Origin of the sequence: Flavobacterium taihuense (genome assembly GCF_019351435.1) — a bacterium.
In the GTDB taxonomy this organism is placed as follows: domain Bacteria; phylum Bacteroidota; class Bacteroidia; order Flavobacteriales; family Flavobacteriaceae; genus Flavobacterium; species Flavobacterium taihuense.
In genome coordinates this window covers 25,469-51,728 of record NZ_JAHWYN010000023.1, presented here as the reverse complement: position 1 = coordinate 51,728, position 26,260 = coordinate 25,469, and the positions used below count along the sequence as shown (strand labels likewise).

Genomic DNA, 26,260 nt, shown 5'->3' with positions numbered 1-26,260 from the left:
TACCCAAGGTTGTCAAGCAGAGTCTCAAGATGTTATTGTAACTCCAAATACTACTCCAACGGCTACATTTGCTCAAACTAATGTAAGTTGCATTGGTGGTGCTGATGGAACTATTACATTGACTCCTACTAATGGAATTGCACCTTACCAATACAGCATTAACGGAGGAACATATCAAAATTCTAATGTTTTTAAAGGATTGGCATTTGGTACCTATTCTATTGTAGTTAGAGATGCTAAAATGTGTTTATCAGCTGCTATTTCTGTTTCTATTACGGAGCCAACAGCAGTAACTGCATCACATTTGGTGACACCATTCGGTTGTGATACAGCCAATACATCGCAAGATGCAATAGTGACAATTACTCCAGGAGGAGGAACTCCTGGTTATACTTATAGTTTTGATGGTGGAGTTACTTTCCAAGTATCAGCATCATTCTCTGTGGGCACTGCACAAACTATAAACTATATGGTTCTTGACGCAAATGGTTGTAGTGTAAATGGTGTAGCTATTGTTGATCCATACACACCACCAACTGATATGGCTATTACAGCTAGTCCAATTTATTGTAGTACACCAGGAACTGTTGCTACCATTACTGTAAATACTGTTACGGGAGGTGTATTGCCATATACATATCAAATTATTTCTCCGGCATCGGCTGTAACAGCTCCAAGCGCTACAAATAACTTTATAAATCTTGCTCCAAATACATATATCATAAAAGTAACGGACAAGAATGGCTGTAGTATCACTAAAGCAATATTAGTAGAAGAAGCAGACAAAATTGCCGTAACTGCGGCATTAGTAAATGACGTTTATTGTAATGGTGGTAATACTGGGGCAGTGAATTTCTTAGTTTCTAATTATATTACTTCGGGTAATTATACTTTCGATTTGTCACCTGCTGCAGGTGCGTTTACACAAACCGGCGATGTAATTAGTTATACTGGATTACCAGCAGGTAGTTATTCCTTCACCGTGACTGATCGTGTTTCAGGTTGTGTCGCTACTGTTACTAATTTTGCTGTTAGTGAACCTGCATTAGCTTTAAATTCAACTTCTTCTGCAACTAATATTAATTGTAAGACTAATAATACTATCGTTACTATAGCAGCAGCAGGAGGAACTGCACCTTACAAATATGCTATTGCTAAAGCTTCTGATCCAGTTCCTTCGGTAACTAGTTTTGTTGGAATTGATCAATTTACAGTGGACACCAATAACGGTGTCGATATGAATTGGATCGTATATGTTAAAGATGCTAATGGTTGTGATGCCAATAATCCACAATCTATTCTTAAAGATGCTAATCCAGTTATTACTGCTGCTGTTGCTACGCAATGTCCTAGTGCAACAGGCACTTATGATATTACTGTGACGGCTACAGGATATAGCACTGTGTTATTATACAGTGTGGATGGAGTTAGTTATCAATCAGACAATGTTATTACGGTGAATGCGCCAGGAAATTATAATGTGATTGTGAAAGATGCTAATGGATGTATTTCTGGTGTTACACCAGTCACAATTTTAAATCCATTAATTTTAATACCAACTGTAACTTCTTCGCCTAGTTGTGCAAATGGCGATGGTGTGGTTGCAGTGGCAACTACAGGGGGTTCAGGGAACTATGTTTATAATATTGATGGAGGTGCTTTTGGAACTGCAATTCCTTTCGTATCAGTTCCTGCTGGAAATCATGTTATAGGTGTTCGTGATACTACTACTTTATGTGAAGTATTTGTTCCAATTGATTTAAAATTAGCGACTCCAATTACTGGATTTGTTTTAGTTAGGACTCCCGTTACTTGTAATGGTGGTTCAGATGGAACTATTACAGCAACTATGGATACTCCAGCAGCAGGAGTAAATGATAATCCAGAGTATTTGTACAGTTTAAATGGAGGAACGCCTCAAAGCTCTAATTTATTTAGTGGTTTAGCTGCAGGTACTTATACAGTTGTTGTTACTTCTGAAAGAAATTGTAAGGCTACGCAAACTATTGATGTGATTCAGCCGAATCCAATTGTGGTATCTGCACCGGTACCAGTTCAATATGGTTGTACGACAGGAAATGGAAATAATTATGCTTCGATTACGGTAAGTTTACCAACGGGAGGTTCTAATGTTTACCCGATTTATGAGTTTGTAAGAAATGGAAATCCTATTCCAGTTCAAAAAGGGGATAATCCGATTTTTACTGAAACCGATTTATTAGGTGGTAGTTATACAATCAATGTTTATGATAGCAAAGGATGTTTAGGAACAACTACTGCTATTATCAATCCATTTGTTAGTATTGATTTTGCTACTTCTAATGCTGTTACTGTTACTAAAGCTATTTCATGTATCAATGACGAAGAAATTAAGGTTAATGTGACAACTCTTGGAACAACAGTACCTATGCCTACATTAAGTTATAATGTAAAAGGAATAGGTCCAGGTAGTACTTATAATGTTACTGACCCTATTCCAACAGGTCAATTTACAGGATTAACCGTAGGGAATTATCTTATAACGGTAACCAATCCTATTACTGGTTGTAGTATAACTAAAATTCATTACGTAAATGAGCCAAATACATTTGATTTAATCGCCAGCAATATTAAGAATGTTGTTTGTTATGGTTCTAGCACTGGAAATGTTGATTTAACTTTAGTTGATAATCAATTGGTTCCTTTTGATGATGCTGGTGCTTTTGACTACACAATTACTGGGCCAGTTAATGTTAGCGGTACGGCACTAAGTGCAGGACCAATTACTATACAAAATTTACCTGTTGGAGTTTATACTGTTAAAGCTAAGTTAACTTCTAAGCCAAATTGTGATGTTGAAACAATTTTCACAATTGAGCAACCAACATCTTTATTGGAAATTTTCGAAACACATACTCGAATTACATGTATTCCTGGTAATGATGGAACAATATCTGCAAGTGCAAATGGTGGATGGCCAAGTAATTATGAATTTGAATTGACAGGTCCAGTAAATGTGGCTTATTCTACTCAATCCTATTTCACAGGTTTAGTTGCAGGATTATATACTGTTAATGTTAAGGATAGTAATGGTTGTATTGCAACGACAACAGTGACATTGAGTGTCCCAACACCTATTATTGCTACAGCCAGTGCTACAGCCAGTATGTTATTGTGTAATGGTGATACAAGTGGAGAAATTAAGGTGAGCCCACCAACAGGAGGTGAAGGAGGCAATTATTCTTATATTCTAAATTTTGTTTCTGCTAATCCAACTTTTTCTTCTGCACCTCAAACAACTCCTGTTTTCTCAGGTTTGGCAGCAGGAACTTATTCTGTAACTGTAACTGATGGACTTGGTTGTAGTTCAGCACCAACAACTGATATTTTGATTGCTGAACCTACAAAAGTTGAGGCAACATTAGTATTAGCATCTGGAAAAACTTGTCAAACGGATGCGAGACTTACTATAAGTGCAACTGGTGGAACTGGACCATATGATTATAGTACTGATAGTAATTTTGCAACCATAACGGGCTCATTTGCATCGTCATCGTCTGATACTTTTTCTGTTGGTTTAGGAGATCATCAATATTACGTTAGAGATGCTAATGGTTGCGTTAGTTTCATATCAGGTAACGTAACTATAAATGACTTGACTCCGTTATCACTGGATTTGGATTTAAGCAATGCTGTTATTAATTGTAATGGTGATGTTACTGCAGTTATTGATGCTACTGCTACAGGAGGTTTAGCAAATTATACGTACACGTTGTTAGACAATGCAAAAAATCCAGTTCGACCTATTCAGACTCAAGGTTATTTTGATATGCTTCCTGCAGGTAATTATATCGTACGTGTAGATAGTGGTGATTGTCAGTTTGAAAAAGGTGTGATTATTTCTCAGCCAGCTGCTCCATTAGCCGCTATTGCTACAGCTTTGCCTGTAACTTGTAATGGTATTTCTAATGGTCAAATTGTGATTAATGCTAGTGGAGGAACAGGTATAATTCAATCTGCTATTTCACCTAATTTAAATCAATTTGTTACCACGGGAAGTTTTACTGGTTTAAAAGCTGGTGTGTACGATATTTTAACTCAAGATGAAAGAGGTTGTTTTATCAGTGATCAATTGACTGTTAGCGAACCCGATGCTATTGTTATTACAGTAGTTCCAAGCTCTATTAAACAAGAGTTGTGTGTAAATGACAAAACAGGTGCCTTTAGTATTACTATTGGTGGAGGAATTGCACCATATAGTACTAGTTTAGATGACCTTGACGGAACATATGTTCCAAATCAAGTTGATTTTGTAAATCTATCTGGAGGTGAGCATACGGTTTATGTTAAAGACATGAATTCATGTATTACTGAATCTTATGTGACATTAAACCCTGCTGTCGTTCTAAATCCTGTTGCAGATGCTAATTATGATTGTGTTAATAATTCACCTGCGAATAGTGTTACGGTAACTGTAGATCCGAGCAATACTAACCTTTCTTTAATTCAATATTATTTGGATGGAAGTACAACTCCGCAAAGCAGTAATGTGTTTACTAATCTTGTTCCAGGAGATCATATTGTTTATGCTGAGCATGCTAATGGTTGTTTACAGGATTCTGAAAAGTTCACAATAGATCAAATTGATCCTCTTGCAATCACAATTGATCTAGGTGAATTAAACGAGATTGTTGCTACTGTAACCGGAGGTTCAGGAGTTTATCAGTATACTATTAACGGTGAATCAATGGAGTCCAACGGTAAATATATTTATTTTAAATCCGGTAATTATACTGTTACAGTGACAGATAGTAATGGTTGTGATGCTAGTGCCACAAAATATTTTGAATTTATTGATATTAAAATACCGCCAATTTTTACACCAACAGGAGATGGTACGAATGATACTTGGAAACCAACCAATACTGAGAATTATCCAGATATTAAATTCGTAGTGTATGATCGTTATGGTCGTGAAGTAGGTACATTTGGTGCGGGACAGTCGTGGGATGGTAAATACAATGGTACGGAGTTGCCGATGGGTGACTACTGGTATGTGTTAAAATTGAGACATTCTAAGGATGATCGTGAATTTATAGGCCACTTTACTTTATATAGATAACATTTGTAGAATGAACATTAGAGAGTGATTAGTTATCAAAAAATGAAAAATAAAATGAAAAAAATCTTAATTAGCATTTTCCTTTTGACTGTAACAGCCGGTTACAGTCAGGAGTTGAATGTCCCTGTAGCTACACAATATTTGGCCGATAATCCCTATGTTATTTCGCCCAGTTATGCTGGAATTGGAGATAACTTTAGAATTAATCTTAATGGATATCAGCAATGGGTTGGTGTTAAGGATGCGCCTCGAAGCCAGGCGCTTTATGTCGATTTTAGAGTATTGGATCAATCTGGTGTGGGATTGACTTTATATAATGATTCCAATGGGAACACCAAGCAAACTGGGGGTAAGCTTACCTTTGCTCACCACATTATTTTGGATTATTATTCTAAACAATATCTTTCGTTTGGTCTTTCGTATATTTATAATTCGTTTCGTATTGATCTGCCTGACTTAACTAACATTAATCCCGATGCTGGAATTACGGATAATCGTTCTACGACGAATAATAACTTTGAAGTAGGTTTTTTATATCGTAATAAAGAGTTCTATGTGAGTGCTACAGCTACTAATATTTTGCAAAAAAATCTTGATTTTACGACTACAAAGCTCGAACCTAATTTGCTTACCAATTATCAATTATATTCGGGATATGTATTGGATATTGGTAATAGAGCAGAATTGGAGCCATCTGCTTTTTATCAGTTATTTCAAAGTGATGGACGTTCTAATACGGATTTGAATATAAAGTACCGTAAATTCAATAGATATGAAGATTATTATTGGGTAGGAGCCACCTATCGTTTTTTGAATGACCAAATAGGAGAACCTCTTGGGGTAGGTCCGATGGTTGGATTTACTAAAGGATATTTCTCGATGGGTTATTCATACCAGATTACGTTAGACAATAATTTAGCAGCTCATAATTCAGGAACTCATTCCTTAACAATAGGATTTAGATTCCTGCAAGGAGTTAGTAACTGTCCTTGTACTCAGGGTCCAGTACATGATTAGTTAATTATTTTTTAAATATATAAGCGCAAATTAGATCTAGTAAATCAGAACTAATTTGCGCTTTGTTTTTTATTTCAAATTGATGTTAAAAATCTGTTTTTATCATAGGCTTCTGTTGGTTATGGCAAATTAGTTGTGGAACATATATAATTATAATGTTTTGTACTTATAGCATATTTACATCGATTTCGTTAGTAAATTCATAATTTTTTTAGAATTTTCAAATTTAATACTTATTTAAAAGTTATATCTTTGTTATTCTTTCAAAAACAACTAAAAAAAAGAACTATGAAGACTTTAAATAATTTTGATTTTAATAATAAAAAGGCAATAATAAGAGTAGATTTTAATGTTCCCTTGGATGAAAATTTTAATGTAACCGATGCCAATCGTATCGAAGCGGCAAAACCTACTATAGATGCTATTTTAGCACAAGGCGGAAGTGTAATCTTAATGTCACACTTGGGAAGGCCAAAGGGAGCTCAAGACAAATATTCATTAAAACACATCCTAAAGACGACCTCTGAAATTTTGGGAGTACCAGTTCAATTTGCTACTAATTGCGTAGGACCTGAAGCGCAAGAAGCTGCTAAAAATTTGAAACCAGGAGAAGTATTGTTATTGGAAAATCTACGTTTTCATGATGAAGAAGAGGCAGGAGATGTTGCTTTCGCAAAAGAATTAGCTTCGCTTGGAGATATTTATGTAAATGACGCTTTTGGTACAGCACACAGAGCACACGCTTCGACTACAATTATAGCTCAGTTTTTTCCAACCAGTAAATGTTTTGGATTATTATTAGCGAAAGAAATCGAAAGCTTAAACAAAGTTTTGAAAAACAGCGAAAAACCAGTTACTGCTGTTCTTGGAGGTTCAAAAGTATCTTCAAAAATTACGGTAATCGAAAATATTTTGGACAAAGTAGATCACATGATTATTGGTGGTGGAATGACTTTTACTTTCGTTAAAGCATTAGGAGGAAAAGTCGGAGATTCTATTTGTGAAGATGACAAACAAGAATTGGCACTTGAAATTTTAAGATTGGCTAAAGAAAAAGGGGTTCAAATTCACATTCCTATTGACGTAGTGGCGGCGAACGATTTTTCGAATACTGCTGATACACAAATTGTAGATGTTAGAGAAATTCCTGATGGATGGCAAGGTCTTGATGCGGGTCCAAAATCATTGGAGATTTTTGAAAAAGTGATTATGGAATCCAAAACAATACTTTGGAACGGACCATTGGGTGTTTTTGAAATGGAAACATTTGCAAAAGGAACAATTGCTCTTGGAAATTATATCGCTGCTTCTACTGCAAATGGTGCTTTCTCGCTTGTTGGAGGTGGAGATTCTGTAGCAGCCGTAAAACAATTCGGTTTTGAAGATAAAATGAGTTATGTTTCTACTGGTGGTGGTGCTATGTTAGAAATGTTAGAAGGTAGAACTTTACCTGGAATTGCAGCTATATTAGACTAAGACTCTTTTTGTGCTTCAATTTATAATTTTTGAATTGTTAGTTATACTTTTTTGAAAATCAATTTAACCTTTAGTTGCTTCATTTGCGACTAAAGGTTTTTGTATATATGATACTATTAGTCAATTATTTGCGTTATACTAATTACTGAAGCAGAATGTTTTTGTTTCATTTCTGCAAATCGGTGTTTCTTTATAAAAAAATCCTTAGTTCAATTCTTTTATATCAAGATAAAATTTTTCAGATTTTATGTTGTGGTCTAGACGGTTTTTTTAAGAAAATTTTAATAGTGTTTAAATTTATAGAATACATTTTTTTTGAAATTATTTACTGACAAATGTTTAAAAATTAGGTTAAATATCGAATTTTTTTGTATTTTTAACATTATTTATGACTCAAATTGGAAAATACATTTTAAGTTTGCAAGAGTTGATTTGTAATTAACTGAATAATAGCACATTGAAATTACAGTTATGACTATAAAAAATACCACCTTATCTTTTTTTCTTCTGCTTACATTAGCCGCGTTTTCGCAGAACAATGTGGAAAATTCCGAAGTTGTAAGCAACTCTAAACCAATTTCTTTTTTAGATTCCATCAAAAATTCTTTTGTAAAATATGATCGCACGGTAAAAAGCGATAGTTTATGGATGAATCAAATAGGCAGTACTCTAGATATTTATAATAATTTGGAAACGGAAATCAATACCGTAAATATCGATAAGGACATTGACAAAGAATTGCCTACTGAATTGTTGAAAGAACGACTGGCGGCTATGGATGCAAAATCTCCTTTTAATATCGAATACAATCAAGGTTTAGAGAATTTAATCAAGTCCTTCCTTAAATACCGCAGAAAAGCGTTTGCCAATCAAATGGCGGTTGCCCAATATTATTTTCCTGTTTTCGAGGAGGCATTGGCCAAACAAAATGTGCCTTTGGAAATAAAATATTTAGCCGTTGTAGAATCGGCTTTGAATCCAAAAGCAGTTTCAAGAATGGGAGCAACCGGTTTGTGGCAATTCATGTACCAAACAGGAAAACAATACAATTTGAATATTGATTCTTATGTAGATGAACGCAGTGATCCTTTGAAATCTTCCGAAGCAGCGGCACAATACATGACTAATATGTATGCTGTTTTTAATGATTGGGATTTGGTATTAGCCTCATATAATTCGGGACCTGGTAATGTAACTAAAGCCATTCGCCGTTCAGGAGGACAACAAAACTTCTGGAACATCAAAGACAAATTACCGAAAGAAACCCAAGGTTATGTTCCCGCTTTTCTAGCGACCATGTATATTTACACTTACCACAAAGAACACGGTATTGTTCCCAAAAAAGCTTTAGTCAGACATTTTGCCACTGATACGGTAATGGTTAAAAAAGAAATGTCATTTGCTCAAATTTCCAATTTACTAGACATTCCAGTTGAGCAACTTCAGGCCTTAAATCCTTCTTATAAAAGAAATGTTATTCCATATTATTTCGGGATAAGTCATTATTTGACATTACCTTCTTCCAAAGTCGCGGTTTTTACTTCCAATGAAGATAAAATTTATGCTTATGTTCAATATGAATTGGACAAAAGGGAGAAAATAAATGAAGGAAGAAGATCAAATTTTAGCAAAGATTCCACAACTACAGCATTAGCATCCACAACTAAAGTTAAATACTATAAAGTAAAGCGAGGCGATAATTTGGGAGATATTGCTAAGAGGAATGATGTTGCTGTAGCTGAGTTGAAAAGATGGAATCACCTTAAAGGAAATACTGTGGCCACGGGTAGATCATTGAAAATAATCATCAAAAAAGATTTAGATTCAAGTAGTACTCAATTGGCTTCAAATAGCAGTAAAGCTTTAATGGCAAAAGAAAGTGCTAATATTGCAAGTAAGGAAGCCAAAAGAACTTTGGATAAAACAGATACGCTTGCTGCCAGTGCAACGAACTTCTACATCGTTCAGAAAGGGGATAATTTAAATACGATTGCTAATAAATACAACACTACAGTGGCAGAGATTAAAGAATGGAATCACCTTGCTTCACCAAACATAAAATTAGGAAGTTCATTGCAAGTTGCCAATGCTACGCCTGTAACTAATGAAACTGCTGTTGCAGCAGTAACTCCTGAACTTAAAAATATTCAATACGAAGTGCAAAAAGGGGATAATCTTGGGAGTATTGCCAAAAAATTCGGTACTTCTTTAGCCGATTTGAAGCAATGGAATAATTTAGCCAATAGTAATTTAGCTATTGGAAATGTATTGGTTGTTGCCAAAAATGAAGTGGCTATTATTACCAATAATGTTTCAGTAGATTCTTTTAAGAAAAAAGATATTGCTACTGTTTCAACCAAAAATGATGATGTCAATTATTTAGTTCAAAAAGGGGATTCATTATTTAGCATTTCCAAAAAATATCCTGGTGTTACCGTTTCCGATTTGAAAAAGTGGAACAATATCTCAGGAGATGATTTAAAACCAGGAATGGGATTAAAAATAAAAGGATAATTAACGAAACTGAAGTATATTTGAGGTCTACTCAGATTTTATGATATGATTAAAACTGCTATTTTATTCGTACTTCTTATTGCTTCTTTTTCTTCTTGCTCTAAGAAAAGCGAAAATAGTTTCAGACACTCTACAGGTAAGATTAACGCTATTTCGGTAGTTATTGATGATCAATTATGGAATGGCATTGTTGGTGACAGCATCAGAAATAAATTTGCCGGTCCCGTTGAAGGTTTACCCAAAGAAGAACCGCAATTTGACCTGAATCAATATCCCACCAATGTGATGGAAGGCTTTGTTACCAAAAGCCGAACAATTATTGTTGTTAAGGTTGGGAAAGTGAATCGTTTTAAAATTCTTAAAAATCAATATGCAACTCCCCAAAATGTAATTCATATCACAGGCAAGTCCCTTTCAGATTTACTCTTTATTGTTGAAAAAAAGGCCCCACAAATCATTCAAACTATCCAAGAGGGTGAAATCAAAGCACATCAACTGCTGTTAAAGGATTCTTTAGTCAATGCAAAAGCGATTCAAAGACAATTTCAGTTTATTTTAAAAATCCCAAAAGACTATTCGTATACTGTCAGAAAAGACAGTTTTCTTTGGCTTAAAAAAGAATTTGCCAGCGGAAGCACTAGTTTGTTGGTGACACAATTGCCTATTAATAGTATTCGTATAGAGGATAATGTGTTGGATCAGTTTGTGAAAATTCATGATTCAATCGGGACTTTGTATATTAAAGGCAAAGAGAATAATTCTTGTTTGTATATCGATAAATCGTACCCACTTTATATTTTAAAAATGACTCTTTGTGGGAAAGTTACGTATGAAATTAAAGGAACGTGGCGATTGAAAGATAGTTTCATGTTTGGCCCATTCGTGAATTATTTAATTGTAGATTCCCAAAAAAGAAGAATCGTATTCTTGGAAGGCTTTTGCTATGTTCCTTCAAGGGAGAAACGGAATTTTATGCATGAATTGGAATCTATTATAAAAGGGGTGCAGGTAAATTGATTTTGTTTTAAAATAATAGTATTATTGGTTTTGAGTTTTATATTTGTAAGCTTAAAATAAGATATTAATAAAGAATGCCAACGATGACTATAGAATGGAAAATAAAGCCTTTTAAGGCATTAACGGTAAATGAGTTGTATGATATACTCCAGTTGCGTAGCAGGATCTTTGTAGTGGAGCAAAATTGTGTCTATCTGGATATGGATGGCAAGGACAAAGTAGCGTTGCATCTTTTTGGTACTTTTGAAGATAAGATTGTAGCTCACGCCCGACTTTTTAAAGCAGGAGTTTCGTTTGAGAATGCATCCATTGGAAGAGTAACGGTAGATCCGGATTATAGAGACCGAAAATGGGGCCATCAACTGATGAATGAGGCCATTGCAGGTATTTTGGAACATTTTGGCGAAAGCCAAATTACTATTGGCGCACAGTTATACCTTAAAAAATTCTACGAGAGCCTTGGTTTTGTACAAACAAGTGAAATGTATCTTGAAGACGATATTCCTCATATTGAAATGGCCAGAAGGTAATTTGGTCTGTTTTTTGAATTAATTGTATAGATATTAAATTAAGTTGTTTTTGGTTTTAATAAGTCCAGAAATAACCCAATTTTATTTCGTCATGTGATGGTTTTCTTTTTTGCATTAAATTTTCAAAATCGAATTGTACTCCGTTGAGGTGTTCAAAATGCTAACCGCTTTCTTAATTTCAGGATTGTTCTTGATGTAGTAATCGTACAATCCTTCTTGATACTGGTAGCGTTTAATGATTTCATCCAGTAACAAACCTTTGATTTCTTTTTGATTTTTATCCAACAAAGCATTCTCTGATTTTTGAAGGGCAGCTAACAATTGTTGGTATTCTACCGCAATCGATTCATCCAGTTTTTCTTTTTTGGCTGTGGCCAAAGTATTTTTCAAAGCCAGTTCTGTATCCGTGTCAAAAGAGAATTTTTGTGTTTTCAAAAATTGTTTGAAATCTGCATAATCAGCATCGGTAATAACTGGAATTTTGGAACCAAGATTTTGATTTTTGTAATAATACTGAGTGGCATAATTAAAAATACCATCGTTTTTTAATAAAGCATTGGCAATTGGGCTGGTCTTGGTCTCTTCCATTTCGATATCAGGCGAAATTCCGCCACCATCATAAACTGTGCGTCCTTTTCTGGTTTTAAAGGCATTGTAGTTTTTGGCATCGGTTCTAATGGCTATACCGTTTTTGTCTTTATGCGCATAGTCCAAGGCTTGAATGCACCTTCCCGAAGGAGTGTAATAACGAGAAATGGTTACTTTGAGCTGTGTGCCATAGGTTAATTCGACAGGTCTTTGTACCAAACCTTTTCCGAAACTGCGACTTCCCAAAACCACTGCACGATCCAAATCCTGCAAAGCTCCCGATACAATTTCGGAGGCTGAGGCACTTCGTCCGTTCACTAATATTACTAACGGAATTGTGATGTCTATAGGTTCTTTCGAGGTTTTGTAGGTATTGTTGTGCTTTTCAATTTTTGACTTTGTGGTAACAATGATCTCATTTTTTGGAACAAAAAGATTACAGATATTTACTGCTTCGTTCAATAATCCACCTGGATTTCCTCTTAAGTCCAACACAATTCTTTCTGCACCTTCTCTTTTTAATTGTTCCAATGCGTCTCTGGTTTCATTTGATGCTTTATTGTTGAAGTGAGCCAATACAATATAACCTGTTTTGGCGTCAATCTTGGCAAAATAAGGAACCGATTTAATTTCGACTTCGTCCAATACAATTACAGTGGAATAGGTTTTACTTTGACGGATGTATTTGATGTCAATTTTGGTGTTTTTGGAGCCTTTTAATAGTTGTGAAGCATCATCTTTGAAGTCGGCCAATGGAGTATCACCAATTTGAATAATTTCATCACCGGATTTGAGTCCTGCTTTATCTGCAGGGAAATTTTTATAAGGTTCTTTTATGATTAATTTATCATCTTTTCTGGTGATTAATGCCCCAATTCCGGTGTATTCACCCGTATTGTTGATTTTGAATTTGAGTACTTCCTGTTCATTAAAATAAACGGTATAAGGATCCAATGAACCCAGCATTCCCTTGATAGCGTTATTCATCAATTCCGCCGGAGTGGTCTCATCGACATAATTCTTGTTCAACTCCTTGAATAGCGTCGTGAAAATTTCCAATTGTTTGGCAATCTCAAAATAGTCGTCTTTGAAACTGACCCCCACAAATAAAAAGGCGGAAGCAACAACAGGAATAATGATTTTTTTTTGGAAATAGGTACGCATGATTATATGTTTTTTTTCTTGAATCGTTTTCGTATAAAATAAAATAGGGCTATTGCTAGGATAATAAATGGCCAAATTTCTAATAAGCCCAAAAAGAAGCTTGAAATACTGTAAAATCCAGATTTAAAGGAATTCCATACTTTGGCTCCATAGGAAATAGTAACGCCACTTTCTTCTGCTATTGTTTTGTAAAATTCTATTGTAATCGTGCTCAAAGAGACTTGATTTTGCATGTATCTCAATTGACCTTCTTTGGCTTCAATTTCCTCCCGAATGGTCGAAAGTTGCGCTTCAATAGCCAGCATTTCAGACATTTTTGTTGCCTTTGCCAAAAGTTCAAGATATCTGTTTTCTAGTTTCTTTTTGGCTTTCAATCGAGCATCAATATCGATGTATTCTTGTGTTACATCTTGAGAAGAAATTTCTTTAGTGTCAAAATAATCAACTCCTGTTGAAATGTCTTTTATAAAAAAATCAAAATTCTCATTTGGAATACGAATGGTTAACCTCCTATAAACCATACCATAATCTTTTCCTTCACTATCATTTTGAATAATGGCTTTTCCTTTCTTAACAGCGGTTTTTATTTGCTCATATGTTGTTTCTAAGTCATTAGTTTCAAACTTAAGATTGCCATTCTTGATTATTTTTTGTTCTATGATTTTGTCTTGCGAGCCGGCGGTTTCATAATTATCTCCTGATGCGGCAACTTTATCTTTTGAGGGTAATTTTATTGCTTGTATTGAGACATCTTCGGAAGCTTCGGTATCTGCTTTTTTACAACTGAATAGTGCAAAAAATAAAAAGGCAATAATTAATTTTGATTTCATAGGGCTGTAATTTATTTTTAAAAATACAAAATTAATTTAGATTACTACTAAGCAGTAGTGTGGCTCTTTAAATGAAAATGTGATGAACCGTTATTCTTCTTTTTTTATTTGCAACAAAAATTTCTCAAACAACTGAACGGTTTTAGTGTTTATTTCTTCATAGGACAATCGGTCTTTGCTTTGGTAAAAAAGCATAAAAGAATATGGTTGGTCGAGATCGTCCAGTAGTAAATGTTTGTTGAGCCTATAGGTTTCACGCAATACCCTTTTGAAATAATTGCGGTCAACGGCTTTTTTGAAATATTTCTTGGAAACCGAAACCCCTATTTTTATTTTTTCGCCTTCGCCAAAAGTTCCCGCATTGTAAACCAATCGCAAAGGATATTTCGACACCGATTTGCCTTCGGTAAACAATAAACCAATGGTTATTTTACTTTTGAGTTTTTCGTTTTTGGGATAAGTGAAGTTCATTATATAAAAATAGAAGAGTTATAAGTGGCAAAGGTACAATTAATGTGTAGTCTCACAACAAGCTCTTTTGAATGCAATTAGAGTTACAAGCGGGATAAAGTTTTCCTTTTATTCGATTTAATTGTAATTAAAATTTTGTAAATTCATGTATTGCAAATAATTAGATAGGAATGGATTAATTGGTGGTGTTATAAATAGACCTGTAAAATATATTTCTTACTTTTGTGGCAAATTTAATAGTATGCAAAAGTTAATTTCGTATCCCTTATCTTTTATTGTCTTAGTATTAGTGCTGTTGACTTTGGTTGTTTTTCATCCTATTCAATGGATTTGTTTACACGTATTTGGTTATCAAGCCCATAAAAAAAGTGTCGACTATCTCAATTTTATTTTGCTAAAAATCGTTATCATTTTAGGAACGACTTTTAGTTTTGAAAGTACAGAAAGTATACCAAAAGGGGTGCCAATCATTTTTGTAGCCAACCATCAAAGTTTGTATGATATTATAGCTATAATTTGGTTTTTACGACGATTTCATCCCAAATTCGTGAGTAAAAAAGAATTAGGAAAAGGAGTGCCGAGTGTTTCTTTTAATTTGCGACATGGAGGTTCTGTGTTAATTGATCGTAAAGATCCGAAACAGGCGATACCGTCTATCAAAAAAATGGCGGATTATATTGAAAAACACAAACGTTCTGCCGTAATTTTTCCTGAGGGAACGCGCAGTCGTAATGGAATACCAAAGGAATTTGCGCAAACAGGTTTGAAGATTTTATGCAAGAATGCACCATCGGCTTTTATTGTTCCTATAAGTATTAATAATTCGTGGAAACTCCTAAAATATGGAACTTTTCCCTATGGTTTAGGAAATCATATTACCTTTGTTGCGCATGAAGCATTTGCAGTGAAGGATTTTGAGTTTAAAGATATCATGCAAAAAACCGAATCAGCGGTTGTAAACGGAATAAAAATTTAATAATTAATAAATAATGTCTATAAAAAACATTCGTCTAGAAGTAATGCAATTTCTAGAAAACAAGGTAGAAAGTTTTGTTGATCAATACTTAATACCTGTAGAGCAAATTTGGCAACCTTCTGATTTTTTGCCGAATTCTGAGAGCGATAATTTCCTTGAAGAAGTTAAAGAACTAAGAGAAATCTCAAAAGATTTACCTTATGATTTTTGGGTAGCAATGGTAGGAGATATGATCACCGAAGAAGCTTTGCCAACTTATGAAAATTGGTTGATGGAGGTTGAAGGGGTTGATAATCTGGAAAGAAACGGTTGGGCCAAATGGGTACGTCAATGGACTGGAGAAGAGAATCGTCACGGTGATTTATTGAATAAATACTTGTATTTGTCGGGTCGTGTAAACATGCGTGAAATCGAAATGACCACTCAACACTTAATCAATGATGGTTTCGATATTGGAACAGGAAGAGATCCCTATAAAAACTTTGTATATACTAGTTTCCAAGAGCTGGCTACTTATGTTTCGCACAACAGAGTGTCACAATTGGCGAAAAGTTATGGAGATAAAAAATTATCCAAAATGTGCAAAATGATTGCAGGAGACGAAATGCGTCACCACCATGCGTATAGCCATTTTGTCACTGAAATTTTCAAAATAGATCCAAGTGAAATGATGCTTGCTTTTCAATATATGATGAAAGCTAAAATCGTGATGCCAGCACATTTCTTGAGAGAATCAGGAAATAAAATTAGTTCAGCTTTCGAACATTTCTCTGACTCAGCTCAACGTATTGGGGTTTATACCGCAAACGATTATGTAGAAATCATGCAAAAATTAATTGATAAATGGGAAATTGATAAAATCGGTAATTTAACAGATGAAGCCGAGAAAGCTCGTGATTACTTGATGAAGTTACCGGCTAGAATGGCTAAAATCTCTGAACGATTGGTTATTCCTAGTGAATCATTCCAATTCAAATGGGTAGAGCCGGCGAGATTGTAATATTTAAGATTGCAGGTTAACGATTTTTGATTTTTTTGAAATTGAAATTGATTTTTAAAATAAAAAAGAATTGCTGATTTTTGAGGTTTATACTTTAAAAATCAGTTTTTTTTATAAATGAAACAGCTTATGAGTAATCTGGATTTAATTAACAAAACAATCCTTTTTGTAAAGGGAAAATTAGCCAATGCCGAAGGAGGTCACGATTGGTTTCACATTCAGCGAGTGTATAAAAATGCACTTTTAATAGCTAAAGGTGAGGTTTGTGACGAAACCGTTATTAAACTGAGTGCTTTGCTTCATGATATAGCCGACAGTAAATTTTATGATGGAGATGAAACAGTGGGGCCAAAGGTAGCTCGTGAGTTTTTGGAAGGTGAAGGCGTTTCTGAAGCTGTTATTTCGCATGTAATTCAAATTATAGATAACGTCTCTTTTAAAGGCGGAAAAACTGAAAAGACATTCTCGTCGATCGAATTGAATATCGTGCAAGACGCAGACCGTTTGGATGCCATAGGTGCTATTGGTATCGCAAGGGCATTTAACTATGGAGGGTTCAAGAACAGGGTCATGTATGATCCGCAAATTGCACCCAACTTACACATGAGCAAGGAAGAATATAAAAACAGTCAGGCACCCACAATCAATCATTTCTATGAAAAGTTGTTGTTGCTAAAAGACAAAATGAATACTGAAACTGGTAAAGCGATAGCCAAAGAAAGACACCACTACATGCAGGGATTTCTGGCGCAGTTTTATAGCGAATGGGATGGGGAGTCATAGATTGCAGAAGGCAGACTGCAGATTTAAGATTTTTTAGAATCAGTTAAAAGATGTAAAAATTATTGTAAAGATGTACTGCTGTGCATTTCTGCAATAACAGTGCTATCTGTAGTCTGCCTTCTGAAATCTACATTTCTTTTTCTTTCATTTCCAGAATAACATCCGAAGCATTCTTAAATGTGGGAGCTTGTTCAATAATAGTTCCAACGCGTTTTTTGTTGAGTTTAAAAGTAATGTCATTTTCGGTGGTAAATAATAAAGCCGTCAAAAATGGATTATTCATATAGGGCGCCAGAACAAAAAATGCTTCTTCCAGCGAATGAAAACTTTCTATTTCTTCGGTTTTGTAGCGGGCTGTAACAGAAAGACTGAATACGTCATTTTCTAATAAAACTGGACGCACATAAATGTTTTTCAATTCAGTGTCGCCAATGGTTTTAGCCAAAGTCAATTTGGCATAAGTTTTATTTTCAATGCTTTCTTTAACTTTTTCCCAAAATTCGGCAAATATTGGTTGGAATGACATAAGTTTTATTTTTAGGTAATGAAATGGTATTTAAAATATGTAACAAAGTTGTTTCGTAAATGCTCAGGCTATAACATATTACTACTTGAGCACTAAAAAATTATTTCCCTGTAAAAACAGCTTTTCTTTTCTCCAAAAACGCTTTGGTTCCTTCATTGAAATCCTCCGTGCCAAAACATTTTCCAAAATTTTTGATTTCGGTTTCATAACCGTTTTTGCCTTCAGCAAAATTAGCATTGATGGCTTTTATAGCTCTGCCAATAGCAAAAGGTGAATTATTCATGATTTTTTTAGCAATAGATTCTGCAAATTGGATTAGCTCTGCTTGTGGTACTACGTGATTTACTAGGCCATATTGTTTAGCTTCATCAGCGGTAATCATTCCAGCGGTCATTATCATTTCCATCGCACGTCCTTTACCAACCAATTGCGGTAAACGTTGCGTTCCTCCATAACCCGGAATCACTCCAAGAGAAACTTCCGGAAGTCCCATTTTGGCATTGTCCGAAGCGACTCTAAAATGACAGGCCATGGCCAGTTCCAGTCCACCTCCCAACGCAAAACCGTTAACGGCTGCAATAACGGGAGTTTTTAGATTTTCGATAAAATTAAAAAGCAATTCCTGTCCCTGTAAAGCGAGTTGTGTTCCCTCTTCGATAGTAAAATGAGCAAATTCTGAAATGTCTGCACCGGCAACAAAGGCTTTCTCTCCAGTACCCGTTAGTATGATAACTTGAATTTCTTTGTTTTTACCTAATACTTTTATGGCTTTGTGCAAGTCATTTATCGTTGCAATATTCAAAGCGTTTAGCTTGGCTGGTCTGTTGATAACAACGGTTGCGATGTTGTTTTCTATCGTAATTAAAAGATTCTCGTAGTTCATTATTTTTAAATTATGGGTTAATGATTGGTAAGGTAACGGTAAAAATGGTGCCTCTGCCAAATTTTGTTTCAAAGGTAATTGTTCCGTTGTAGTTTTCGATGATGTTTTTTATGATTCCGAGACCCAAACCCATTCCGCTGTTTTTGGTGGTGAATTTGGGTTCAAAGATGTTATCGATATGCTCTGGATCTATTCCGGTGCCATTGTCTTTTATGGTGATAATGACTTCGTTTTTTATTCTTTCGATGGTAACGAGTACCATTTTAGTTTCTTGGTTTTCTGGAATGGCTTGAGTGGCATTTTTGACCAAATTCGTTATCACCCTAATGAGTTAGGTACGATCAATTTTGGAAATAATTTCTTTTTCGGCACATTCAAAAACAATATAATCTTCATGGAAAATATCCAAAGTGAGTTCTATCACTTCTACCACATTTAACACTTCATTTTGTTGGGCAGGCATAGAAGCAAAATCAGAAAAGGCTGAGGCTACAGCACTCATCGTATCAATTTGTTGGATTAATGATTCGGAGAAATCGTTCAGTTTTTGTTTAATATTTGGGTCTTCGGGATTGAATTTTCGTTGAAAACTCTGAATGGTTAACCGCATCGGTGTTAGTGGATTCTTGATTTCGTGAGCCACTTGCTTCGCCATTTCACGCCACGCCAAATCTCTTTCGTTTTGGGCTAGTTTTATGGTGTTTCTTTCGAGTTCTTCAATCATTCTATTGTAGGCAAGCAATAGCATGTTGATTTCTTTAATTTTCGCAGAAAACGGAATTTTTTCGTTCTTTTGGTTCAAACTTGTTTCTCTTAGTTTTTCGGCAAAATCATAAATAGGTTTGGTAATAAATGAAGACAAAATATAAGCCAATCCAAATGCCATAACAATCATTAAAGCATAAACCTGTGCCAAATGAATCAAGAAATTGTTTAATTCTTTTTCATAATAACCATCATCGGGAATATCTGGTAATTTAAGGATTGCGGTGGGTTTGAATTTTTTATTCTTGATAAGGCTATAGGAGGATCGGTATTTAATCCCGTTGACTGTTTTGACCTCCACAAATCGCTTATCAATAGAAGAATTGACTAATCGGAGTATGAATTTTGAAATTATGGGTGATTGTGTTGCAATCGAAAAGGACTCTTTGGAGGATTTAAGTAATTTTCCATCTAAGGAATATATTTGTATTTCAGTATTTTGAATATCGGATATTTCGTGGATTTTATCTTTAAAGATTAATTTGATATTCTCATCTGTCAGGGGATAAGTGGTATTGGACAGCATATAATTGATATGCTTTTTTACATAATGCTCCATGTTTTCAATTCGCTTTTGATTGTATTCTTTGGCGACACTTTTGTATTGAAAGATGGAAATGGTTATGAGTAAAAGAGAGGTTGCAATGATCAGTACAACCATTGAAAGAAAGATTCTTACACGTAATGAAATTAAAGGAATCTTAAAATTTTTAAACATAATTACGATTTATTTCGCTCTCTTATTCTCTTGTAAAATTTAAAACCAAGCATAATTGAAACCGAAAAAAGGATGATACCCACTACTCCATAAACCCAATTCACGGCATTTTTTAAAATCACCAAAAACACTACTGCAAATAATATGATGGTAGCCACTTCATTCCACAAACGCATAAAATTAGTGGTGTATTTTACTTCATCTCTTTGTAATTGACCGAAAATTTGCTGGCATTTTAAATGATATAAATACAGCACAAAAACGAAGCCAAGTTTGACGTGCATCCATGGCATTTTCAACCAAGCACTTCCCAAATCGGTAAAAAACAACATCCAAAAAGCAAAAATGCTTGCTAATACGGCCGATGGCCAAGTAATGATGTACCACAGTCGGTACGACATAATTTTATATTGTTTTTGCAGAATTTCTTTTTCGGGTGAAGGTTTATCGGCAGCTTCTATTTGGTATACAAATAATCGTACGATATAGAACAAACCTGCAAACCAAGTAATAACGAAGATGAGGTGTAGGGATTTGAGGTAATTATAGTAATCCATCGGTTGTGGTTATGGGTTTGATATTCATTTCTTTTTTTAGGAAATAGGCCGTTATTAGGGTTGAAAGCACATCAGCAATAGGAAATGCAATCCATACTCCAAAAATACCTAAAAAATGTGGTAATATAAGTACCAGTGGGATTAAGAAAAAACCTTGTTTGGTTAATGTCAATAATAATGCTTTTTTGGCTTTTCCGGCTGCTTGAAAATAAGCGGCTCCGATCAGCTGAATGGCTATAATAGGTGAAGCGGCAAAAACCCAGCGCAAAGCGTTTGGTGTTTCAGCAATTACTTTTGGGTCATTGGTGAAAACGGATACAACGGATTGGGCGAAAAACAAAATTGCCACAAAGATAATGGTTGCCAGTATTGCTGAATATTTAATCGAAACAATCACGCTTTCATGAACTCTCTTGGTGTTTTTGGCTCCATAGTTATAACCAGCAATAGGTAAAAAGCCTTGTGTAATTCCCAGAATCGGGAACAAGGCAAACATTAGCATTCTGCTTATGATTCCGTAAACAGTTATGGAATGTTCTCCTCCATAAAAATAAAGAGTATGGTTTAATATTATGGCCAATATGCTTACGACTCCCTGTCTGGAGAAAGTCACAAAACTCAATTCGGTAATTTCTTTTAAAATATGAGTTTGAAATTTTAAATGTCTTGCGTTTAATTGCAGTTCGCTTTTGTATACGAAAAACCAAAGCACAAAAACAAAACACATAAAATAGGAAATGGAAGTTGCGAGGGCGGCACCGAATACCCCTAAATTCATTAATTTTATAAAAATGATGTCAAGGGCAATATTTACAAATGCCGGAATAATCATGGCCACCATGGCAAATTTGGCTTTACCTTCAGCCCGAATGATGTTGTTTCCCATCATACAAAGCGCCAAAAACGGAACACTAATGATGATGGGTATAAAAAATTCTCTCGCTGGTTTCATAATCGCTCCCTTGGCACCAAAAAGCAGTAGCATTTGCTCGCTAAAAATCAATCCCAAAACAGAAAATACCATCGACAAAATAAATGTCATCATGATTTGATTGCCAAAAACATGTTTGGCTTTCTCTCTGTCATTAGACCCCAAAGCTCTGGAAAGTACCGACCCTCCGCCCACGCCAATAGCCATTCCCAATGATGAAATCAGGAACGTTATGGGTAAAACGACCGTTAGCGCAGCAATAGCAAGCGAGCCAATCCATTGTCCCACAAAAATGGTATCAATAAGAATATTAACCGACATGAATAAGATACCAATAGAAGAAGGAACCGCTTGTTTAATCAAGAGTTTCTTTATGTCTTGTGATCCTAATTCTTCGGAGGTTACAGCCATTTAGATTTATGATTTTAGATTTTGTCGATGTCAATTTTTTTTATTGAATTGATTTGTTAAATTTAGAAAACAATCTTCGTTCAATATTTATTTTATGCTTTTTAGAAATCTGCGATCTAAAATCTGCTACTGAAAGCTTTCGGGACTAAAATCATTTTGCCCATTCATTAATCCAGTTACTTACCGTTGCGCACCATTCGTCACTGTCATTCAAACAGGGAATAGCTAAGAAATTTTCGCCTCCATGTTCTTTGAATTGGTGATTGGCTTCCATAGCAATTTCTTCAAGCGTTTCCAAACAATCAGATACAAAAGCGGGGGTTACCACAGCCAGATTCTTAATTCCTTTTTCCGGCATTTTGTTAATTTCAACATCAGTATAGGGCGTTAACCATTTATCCCCTGCCAATCGGGACTGAAAAGTCTGACTGTATTTGCCTTCAGGAATTTTTAAAAGTTTAACTACTTGTTTTGTAGTCTCATAACATTGATGACGGTAACAAAATTCGTGTGCTGGCGATGGCGTATTACAACAAGAACCGTCAATTTTGCAATGGGATTTCGTTACATCGGTTTTACGAATATGGCGTTCCGGAATACCGTGATAAGAGAATAATAAATGATCGTATTCAAAGTTTTCTAGGCTCTTTTTGATAGAATCAGCCAGGTTTTTGATATAATCGGGTTTGTTGTAAAAAGCGGGAACGATTGTAAATTTCATTTCCGGGAAGTGCTTTTTACGCAATTCTTCGGCCAAAACCAATATCGTTGTTGTAGATGCCATAGCGTGTTGCGGATACAGCGGAAAAAGCATTACATCGGTAACACCTTTGTCGTGCAATTCCTGAAGGCCTGCCAACATTGAAGGATTCCCGTAACGCATCGCCAAAGCAACAGGAACAGCAACTTGTTGCTTTACTTTTTCGTGCATTCTTTTCGAAATGACGACTAATGGTGAGCCTTCGTCCCACCAGATTTTTGCGTAAGCGGCAGCCGATTTTTTTGGTCTTGTTTGCAAAATGATACCTCGAACCAATAGTGCTCTCAATAAATACGGAACATCAATCACGTATTTGTCCATTAAAAATTCATCTAAATACGGTTTTACATCTTTGGGAGTTGGACTTTCTGGAGAACCTAAATTGACTAATAATACGCCTTTCATGTGTTTAATTTTTGATGTTTCAAAAGTAACTAAACTTACTTTTGGATAAATTAGAGTTAACTATTTTTTAATTATTGTTTGATATATAAACCTGATGTTTTTGTTGATTATTCAAATTTTGAAATTTATCTAAAGATGAGAATTAATAGACATTAGATATTTTTTTGGGGTAGTAGCAAATTTCTTTTTGAATGCCGCGATAAAATGACTACCGGTGCTATAGCCAATTTTCAATCCTACTTCATTTACATTATAAGAGCCGCTATCCAATAATTGACGAGCGTAATCCATTTTGTAATCAAAAAGAAAACCATAAACGGTGTCACCATAAATTTGCTTGAAACCCATTTTTAGTTTTTTTAAAGTCAGACCTATTTCGTCTGCCAATTCCTGTAAGCCTGGTGGTTCTGCCATGTTGGCAATAATAATTTCTTTAGCTTTTTTTATTTTATAAACATTTTCCTCATCAATCAAAAATGGACATTGTTCCGCATTTGGATCTTCGGAGCGATTAAAATACAAGCTTAACAATTCATATCCTTTGCCTTTGTAATACAAATTCTTGATCGATGGATTCAGGTTATAATGAAACATTTGGTTCAATACAATTGCCATCGACGGACTAATATCACTTTCGTTGTAGTATTTTTTTTCTTGGTTTTCTTGACTTAGAAAAGGAATATGTTCCGCATCGCTAGTAAATAATCCGTGAAATTTTTTGATAGAAACAAATATGGATATGAGCCAGGATTTTGGTGCAATTTCAACATGTAGCGGTAATTCTTTTTCAGCATTATAAAAAAGTAAAGCTTTCTCTTCGTTGAGTTTTATGTTATAATTTCCTTGATTAAAAATATAATTGGCATTTCCTTTCAAACCAAAATGAAATTGAATCAATCCCAATTGAACGGGACGTTGAAAAGTAGTGATTTCGTCTGTATTATTTTGAAAGCGAATTAAGATAAAATCATCGTCAATTTTTATTTCTTCCTCCATTTTTTGATTTTCTTGAGTCAAGTTATGATTGTCGTTTTTTTATGACAATGAATAATTAGTGTTTCAAAATTAAATCTTTTTGATGGTTTATCGTTGACTTCCTTCCTATTTTATAAAATCTTTATTGTTTTGTCTCCTTATTTCAAAACTGTAGCAATTCGAATATTGATTTTATTGGAAACTTTATTTTTTACAATTGAGGGTATCGGAATGTTAAAATCGCTCGCGTTTATAGAGAAATCGGATACAAGATTTATTCCCGCAGCCGATTTGCTGATTCTTGCCGAAACATTTATATCCTTGGATTTTCCGTGGAGTGCTAACGTACCTTTTATAATAAAATTTTTGGGATTTGCGTTTAATCCATTCACATCAAAACCATCAATTTTCCCTTTGAATATCGCTTTTGGATAGTGGTCACTTTCTATATAATTTTCATTGAAATGTTCTTCCATCAAAGCGACTTTAAATCGAAAGCCTTTAATTAAAGCCAAACTGGCAATTTCACCTGTCAACGGATTTAGAACAAAAGTGACACTGTTGTTCGTTGCTTTCACCTCTTCAAACGAAGCAACAGAAGCTTCAAAAGTTATCGTTCCCGATTTACTAATCATGTTTTCCTGCGAAAGACAAACCCTTGTTAAAAATAGCATTGCTATAAGTATGATTGTTTTCATAATTCTGGTTTTAAATTAACGCTCGTAATAATTTGTATTAAACTTATTATTTGTCTAGTGGTGACCACCTCTTTTAATTCCATTCACGCATCAAAACAGCATTGAGTTTAATATTTACTTCACTGGCAAGTTTATATTTAATGAGCGATGGAACTGCAACGCTAAAATCACTTGTACTTACCGAGAAGTTTGACAAAACAGTAATTCGAGGCCCTATTTTACGGATTTTCGCATTGGCACTTATATCTTTGATCTTGCCGTGGAGTTCCAATTTTCCTTTTATGATATAATCTTTAAAATCTTCTGTCAGGCGGCTAGCATCAAATCCTTCTATTTGCCCTCGGAAAATTGCTTTTGGATATTGATCCGTTTCCATATAACTTTCATTAAAATGTTCTTCCATCAAAGCGATTTTAAAATGGAAACCTTTCATTATAGCCAAGCTCGCAATTTCTCCTGTTGCCGGATTTAAAACAAAAGTCACATTGCTGTTGGTTCCCTTAACTTCGTCAAAAGAAGGGAATGAAGCGTCAAAAATTATGGTCCCTGATTTGGTCATCATTTTTTCCTGCGAAAAAATAATGAATGAAGCCAAGAGCATTGGTATGAGCAAATTTTTTTTCATGATTTCGTTATAAATCATTGTTCTAATAATCCATCTTTCTCCCATTTAACAATAATATCTATTGTGGCTTGAGGCATTCTTGGTCCACCATTTGGCATTAAGAAACCATTGCCGTTTTCTAAGGAAATTCTTGTCAGCAATCCACGGCTTAATACGGCTTGTTTTACTTGATCATAAGTCACTAAAGACATAGGAGCTCCATTTTTTGGGACTGCTGCGTGACAGACTACACAGTTGTTGTCAATGATTGATTTTACATTTTGATTATAGGTTGTCAAGCCCATCATAGGAGAGTTATCCATTAGTGTGCTTGGATTGTCATCGGTACAACCCACAAAAATTGAAGAACATGACAAGGCAATTAACAGGATTTTCGGATTCATAACTACTGGTTTTAAATTAATAAGAATGATTCATAAAAGCATTTCTAAAACATATACGGTAAAAAGTATTGTTTAGTTTTTTTTGATTGCATATTAATTTTTTAAAACCAAAGCGGTGTTTTTAACGTAGATACTTCAAACACCTAAAAAAAAACA

At 34.7% G+C, this 26,260-nt stretch carries 21 protein-coding genes and 1 pseudogene; 9 read left to right on the top strand and 13 right to left on the bottom strand.

Going from position 1 to position 26,260, the window contains the following annotated elements; translation table 11 throughout:
• The 6 genes from KZH69_RS18265 to KZH69_RS18240 all read left to right on the top strand — a co-directional run.
• Window positions 1–5,101 (top strand): T9SS type B sorting domain-containing protein (locus KZH69_RS18265; RefSeq protein ID WP_219318919.1); only part of this gene is annotated, 5,101 nt, incomplete at its 5' end.
• 54 nt (window positions 5,102–5,155) lie between these two features.
• Window positions 5,156–6,118 carry a PorP/SprF family type IX secretion system membrane protein gene (locus KZH69_RS18260; RefSeq protein WP_219318918.1) on the top strand — a complete coding sequence of 321 codons (963 nt, stop codon included), beginning with the start codon at window positions 5,156–5,158 and terminating at the stop codon, window positions 6,116–6,118.
• 288 nt (window positions 6,119–6,406) lie between these two features.
• Window positions 6,407–7,594: a phosphoglycerate kinase gene (locus KZH69_RS18255; RefSeq protein ID WP_219318917.1), complete on the top strand. Its 1,188-nt coding sequence runs from the start codon at window positions 6,407–6,409 to the stop codon at window positions 7,592–7,594.
• A 471-nt stretch (window positions 7,595–8,065) separates the two neighbouring features.
• Window positions 8,066–10,108, top strand: a complete 2,043-nt coding sequence (locus tag KZH69_RS18250; RefSeq protein ID WP_219318916.1) for a LysM peptidoglycan-binding domain-containing protein — start codon at window positions 8,066–8,068, stop codon at window positions 10,106–10,108.
• Between the two features lie 45 nt (window positions 10,109–10,153).
• Window positions 10,154–11,125 carry a DUF4837 family protein gene (locus tag KZH69_RS18245; protein ID WP_219318915.1) on the top strand — a complete coding sequence of 324 codons (972 nt, stop codon included), beginning with the start codon at window positions 10,154–10,156 and terminating at the stop codon, window positions 11,123–11,125.
• A gap of 83 nt (window positions 11,126–11,208) precedes the next feature.
• On the top strand, window positions 11,209–11,655 hold the full coding sequence (locus KZH69_RS18240) for a GNAT family N-acetyltransferase (RefSeq protein ID WP_219318920.1): 447 nt from the start codon (window positions 11,209–11,211) through the stop codon (window positions 11,653–11,655).
• A 114-nt stretch (window positions 11,656–11,769) separates the two neighbouring features.
• On the opposite strand, the gene KZH69_RS18235 is transcribed toward KZH69_RS18240, so the two are convergent.
• The 3 genes from KZH69_RS18235 to rnpA form a co-directional block, all read right to left on the bottom strand.
• Complete coding sequence (locus KZH69_RS18235) at window positions 11,770–13,407, bottom strand: S41 family peptidase (RefSeq protein ID WP_219318914.1); 1,638 nt, start codon at window positions 13,405–13,407, stop codon at window positions 11,770–11,772.
• Window positions 13,408–13,409: 2 nt separating this feature from the next.
• The gene (locus KZH69_RS18230) at window positions 13,410–14,237 is read right to left on the bottom strand and encodes a DUF4349 domain-containing protein (RefSeq protein ID WP_219318913.1); all 828 of its coding nucleotides are present in this window, start codon (window positions 14,235–14,237) and stop codon (window positions 13,410–13,412) included.
• 90 nt (window positions 14,238–14,327) lie between these two features.
• On the bottom strand, window positions 14,328–14,708 hold the full coding sequence (gene rnpA / locus KZH69_RS18225) for a ribonuclease P protein component (protein ID WP_219318912.1): 381 nt from the start codon (window positions 14,706–14,708) through the stop codon (window positions 14,328–14,330).
• A 241-nt stretch (window positions 14,709–14,949) separates the two neighbouring features.
• Here rnpA and KZH69_RS18220 point away from each other — a divergent pair, with 241 nt between their 5' ends.
• The 3 genes from KZH69_RS18220 to KZH69_RS18210 all read left to right on the top strand — a co-directional run bounded on the left by KZH69_RS18220 (window position 14,950) and on the right by KZH69_RS18210 (window position 17,467).
• The gene (locus tag KZH69_RS18220; protein ID WP_219318911.1) at window positions 14,950–15,684 is read left to right on the top strand and encodes a lysophospholipid acyltransferase family protein; all 735 of its coding nucleotides are present in this window, start codon (window positions 14,950–14,952) and stop codon (window positions 15,682–15,684) included.
• 13 nt (window positions 15,685–15,697) lie between these two features.
• Window positions 15,698–16,684 carry an acyl-ACP desaturase gene (locus KZH69_RS18215; RefSeq protein ID WP_219318910.1) on the top strand — a complete coding sequence of 329 codons (987 nt, stop codon included), beginning with the start codon at window positions 15,698–15,700 and terminating at the stop codon, window positions 16,682–16,684.
• A 129-nt stretch (window positions 16,685–16,813) separates the two neighbouring features.
• The gene (locus KZH69_RS18210; protein ID WP_219318909.1) at window positions 16,814–17,467 is read left to right on the top strand and encodes an HD domain-containing protein; all 654 of its coding nucleotides are present in this window, start codon (window positions 16,814–16,816) and stop codon (window positions 17,465–17,467) included.
• A gap of 127 nt (window positions 17,468–17,594) precedes the next feature.
• On the opposite strand, the gene KZH69_RS18205 is transcribed toward KZH69_RS18210, so the two are convergent.
• From KZH69_RS18205 to KZH69_RS18160, 10 genes and pseudogenes are all read right to left on the bottom strand, one after another.
• Window positions 17,595–17,993, bottom strand: a complete 399-nt coding sequence (locus KZH69_RS18205) for a hypothetical protein (RefSeq protein WP_219318908.1) — start codon at window positions 17,991–17,993, stop codon at window positions 17,595–17,597.
• A 100-nt stretch (window positions 17,994–18,093) separates the two neighbouring features.
• Window positions 18,094–18,876, bottom strand: a complete 783-nt coding sequence (locus tag KZH69_RS18200; RefSeq protein ID WP_219318907.1) for an enoyl-CoA hydratase/isomerase family protein — start codon at window positions 18,874–18,876, stop codon at window positions 18,094–18,096.
• 10 nt (window positions 18,877–18,886) lie between these two features.
• Window positions 18,887–20,302 (bottom strand): annotated as a pseudogene (locus tag KZH69_RS18195) (sensor histidine kinase).
• Between the two features lie 59 nt (window positions 20,303–20,361).
• Window positions 20,362–20,916: a CopD family protein gene (locus KZH69_RS18190; protein ID WP_219318906.1), complete on the bottom strand. Its 555-nt coding sequence runs from the start codon at window positions 20,914–20,916 to the stop codon at window positions 20,362–20,364.
• A complete protein-coding gene (locus KZH69_RS18185) occupies window positions 20,903–22,258 on the bottom strand; it encodes an MATE family efflux transporter (RefSeq protein WP_219318905.1) in 1,356 nt (451 codons plus the stop codon). Before KZH69_RS18185 ends, KZH69_RS18190 begins: the two co-directional genes overlap by 14 nt.
• 151 nt (window positions 22,259–22,409) lie before the next feature.
• Window positions 22,410–23,423, bottom strand: coding sequence for a ferrochelatase (gene hemH, locus KZH69_RS18180; RefSeq protein ID WP_219318904.1), 1,014 nt, complete (start codon window positions 23,421–23,423; stop codon window positions 22,410–22,412).
• 129 nt (window positions 23,424–23,552) lie between these two features.
• Window positions 23,553–24,419 carry an AraC family transcriptional regulator gene (locus KZH69_RS18175; RefSeq protein WP_219318903.1) on the bottom strand — a complete coding sequence of 289 codons (867 nt, stop codon included), beginning with the start codon at window positions 24,417–24,419 and terminating at the stop codon, window positions 23,553–23,555.
• 137 nt (window positions 24,420–24,556) lie between these two features.
• Window positions 24,557–25,096 carry a YceI family protein gene (locus KZH69_RS18170; protein ID WP_219318902.1) on the bottom strand — a complete coding sequence of 180 codons (540 nt, stop codon included), beginning with the start codon at window positions 25,094–25,096 and terminating at the stop codon, window positions 24,557–24,559.
• 73 nt (window positions 25,097–25,169) lie between these two features.
• The gene (locus KZH69_RS18165; protein ID WP_219318901.1) at window positions 25,170–25,721 is read right to left on the bottom strand and encodes a YceI family protein; all 552 of its coding nucleotides are present in this window, start codon (window positions 25,719–25,721) and stop codon (window positions 25,170–25,172) included.
• A gap of 14 nt (window positions 25,722–25,735) precedes the next feature.
• Window positions 25,736–26,104: a c-type cytochrome gene (locus KZH69_RS18160; protein ID WP_219318900.1), complete on the bottom strand. Its 369-nt coding sequence runs from the start codon at window positions 26,102–26,104 to the stop codon at window positions 25,736–25,738.
• Window positions 26,105–26,260: the final 156 nt, after the last annotated feature.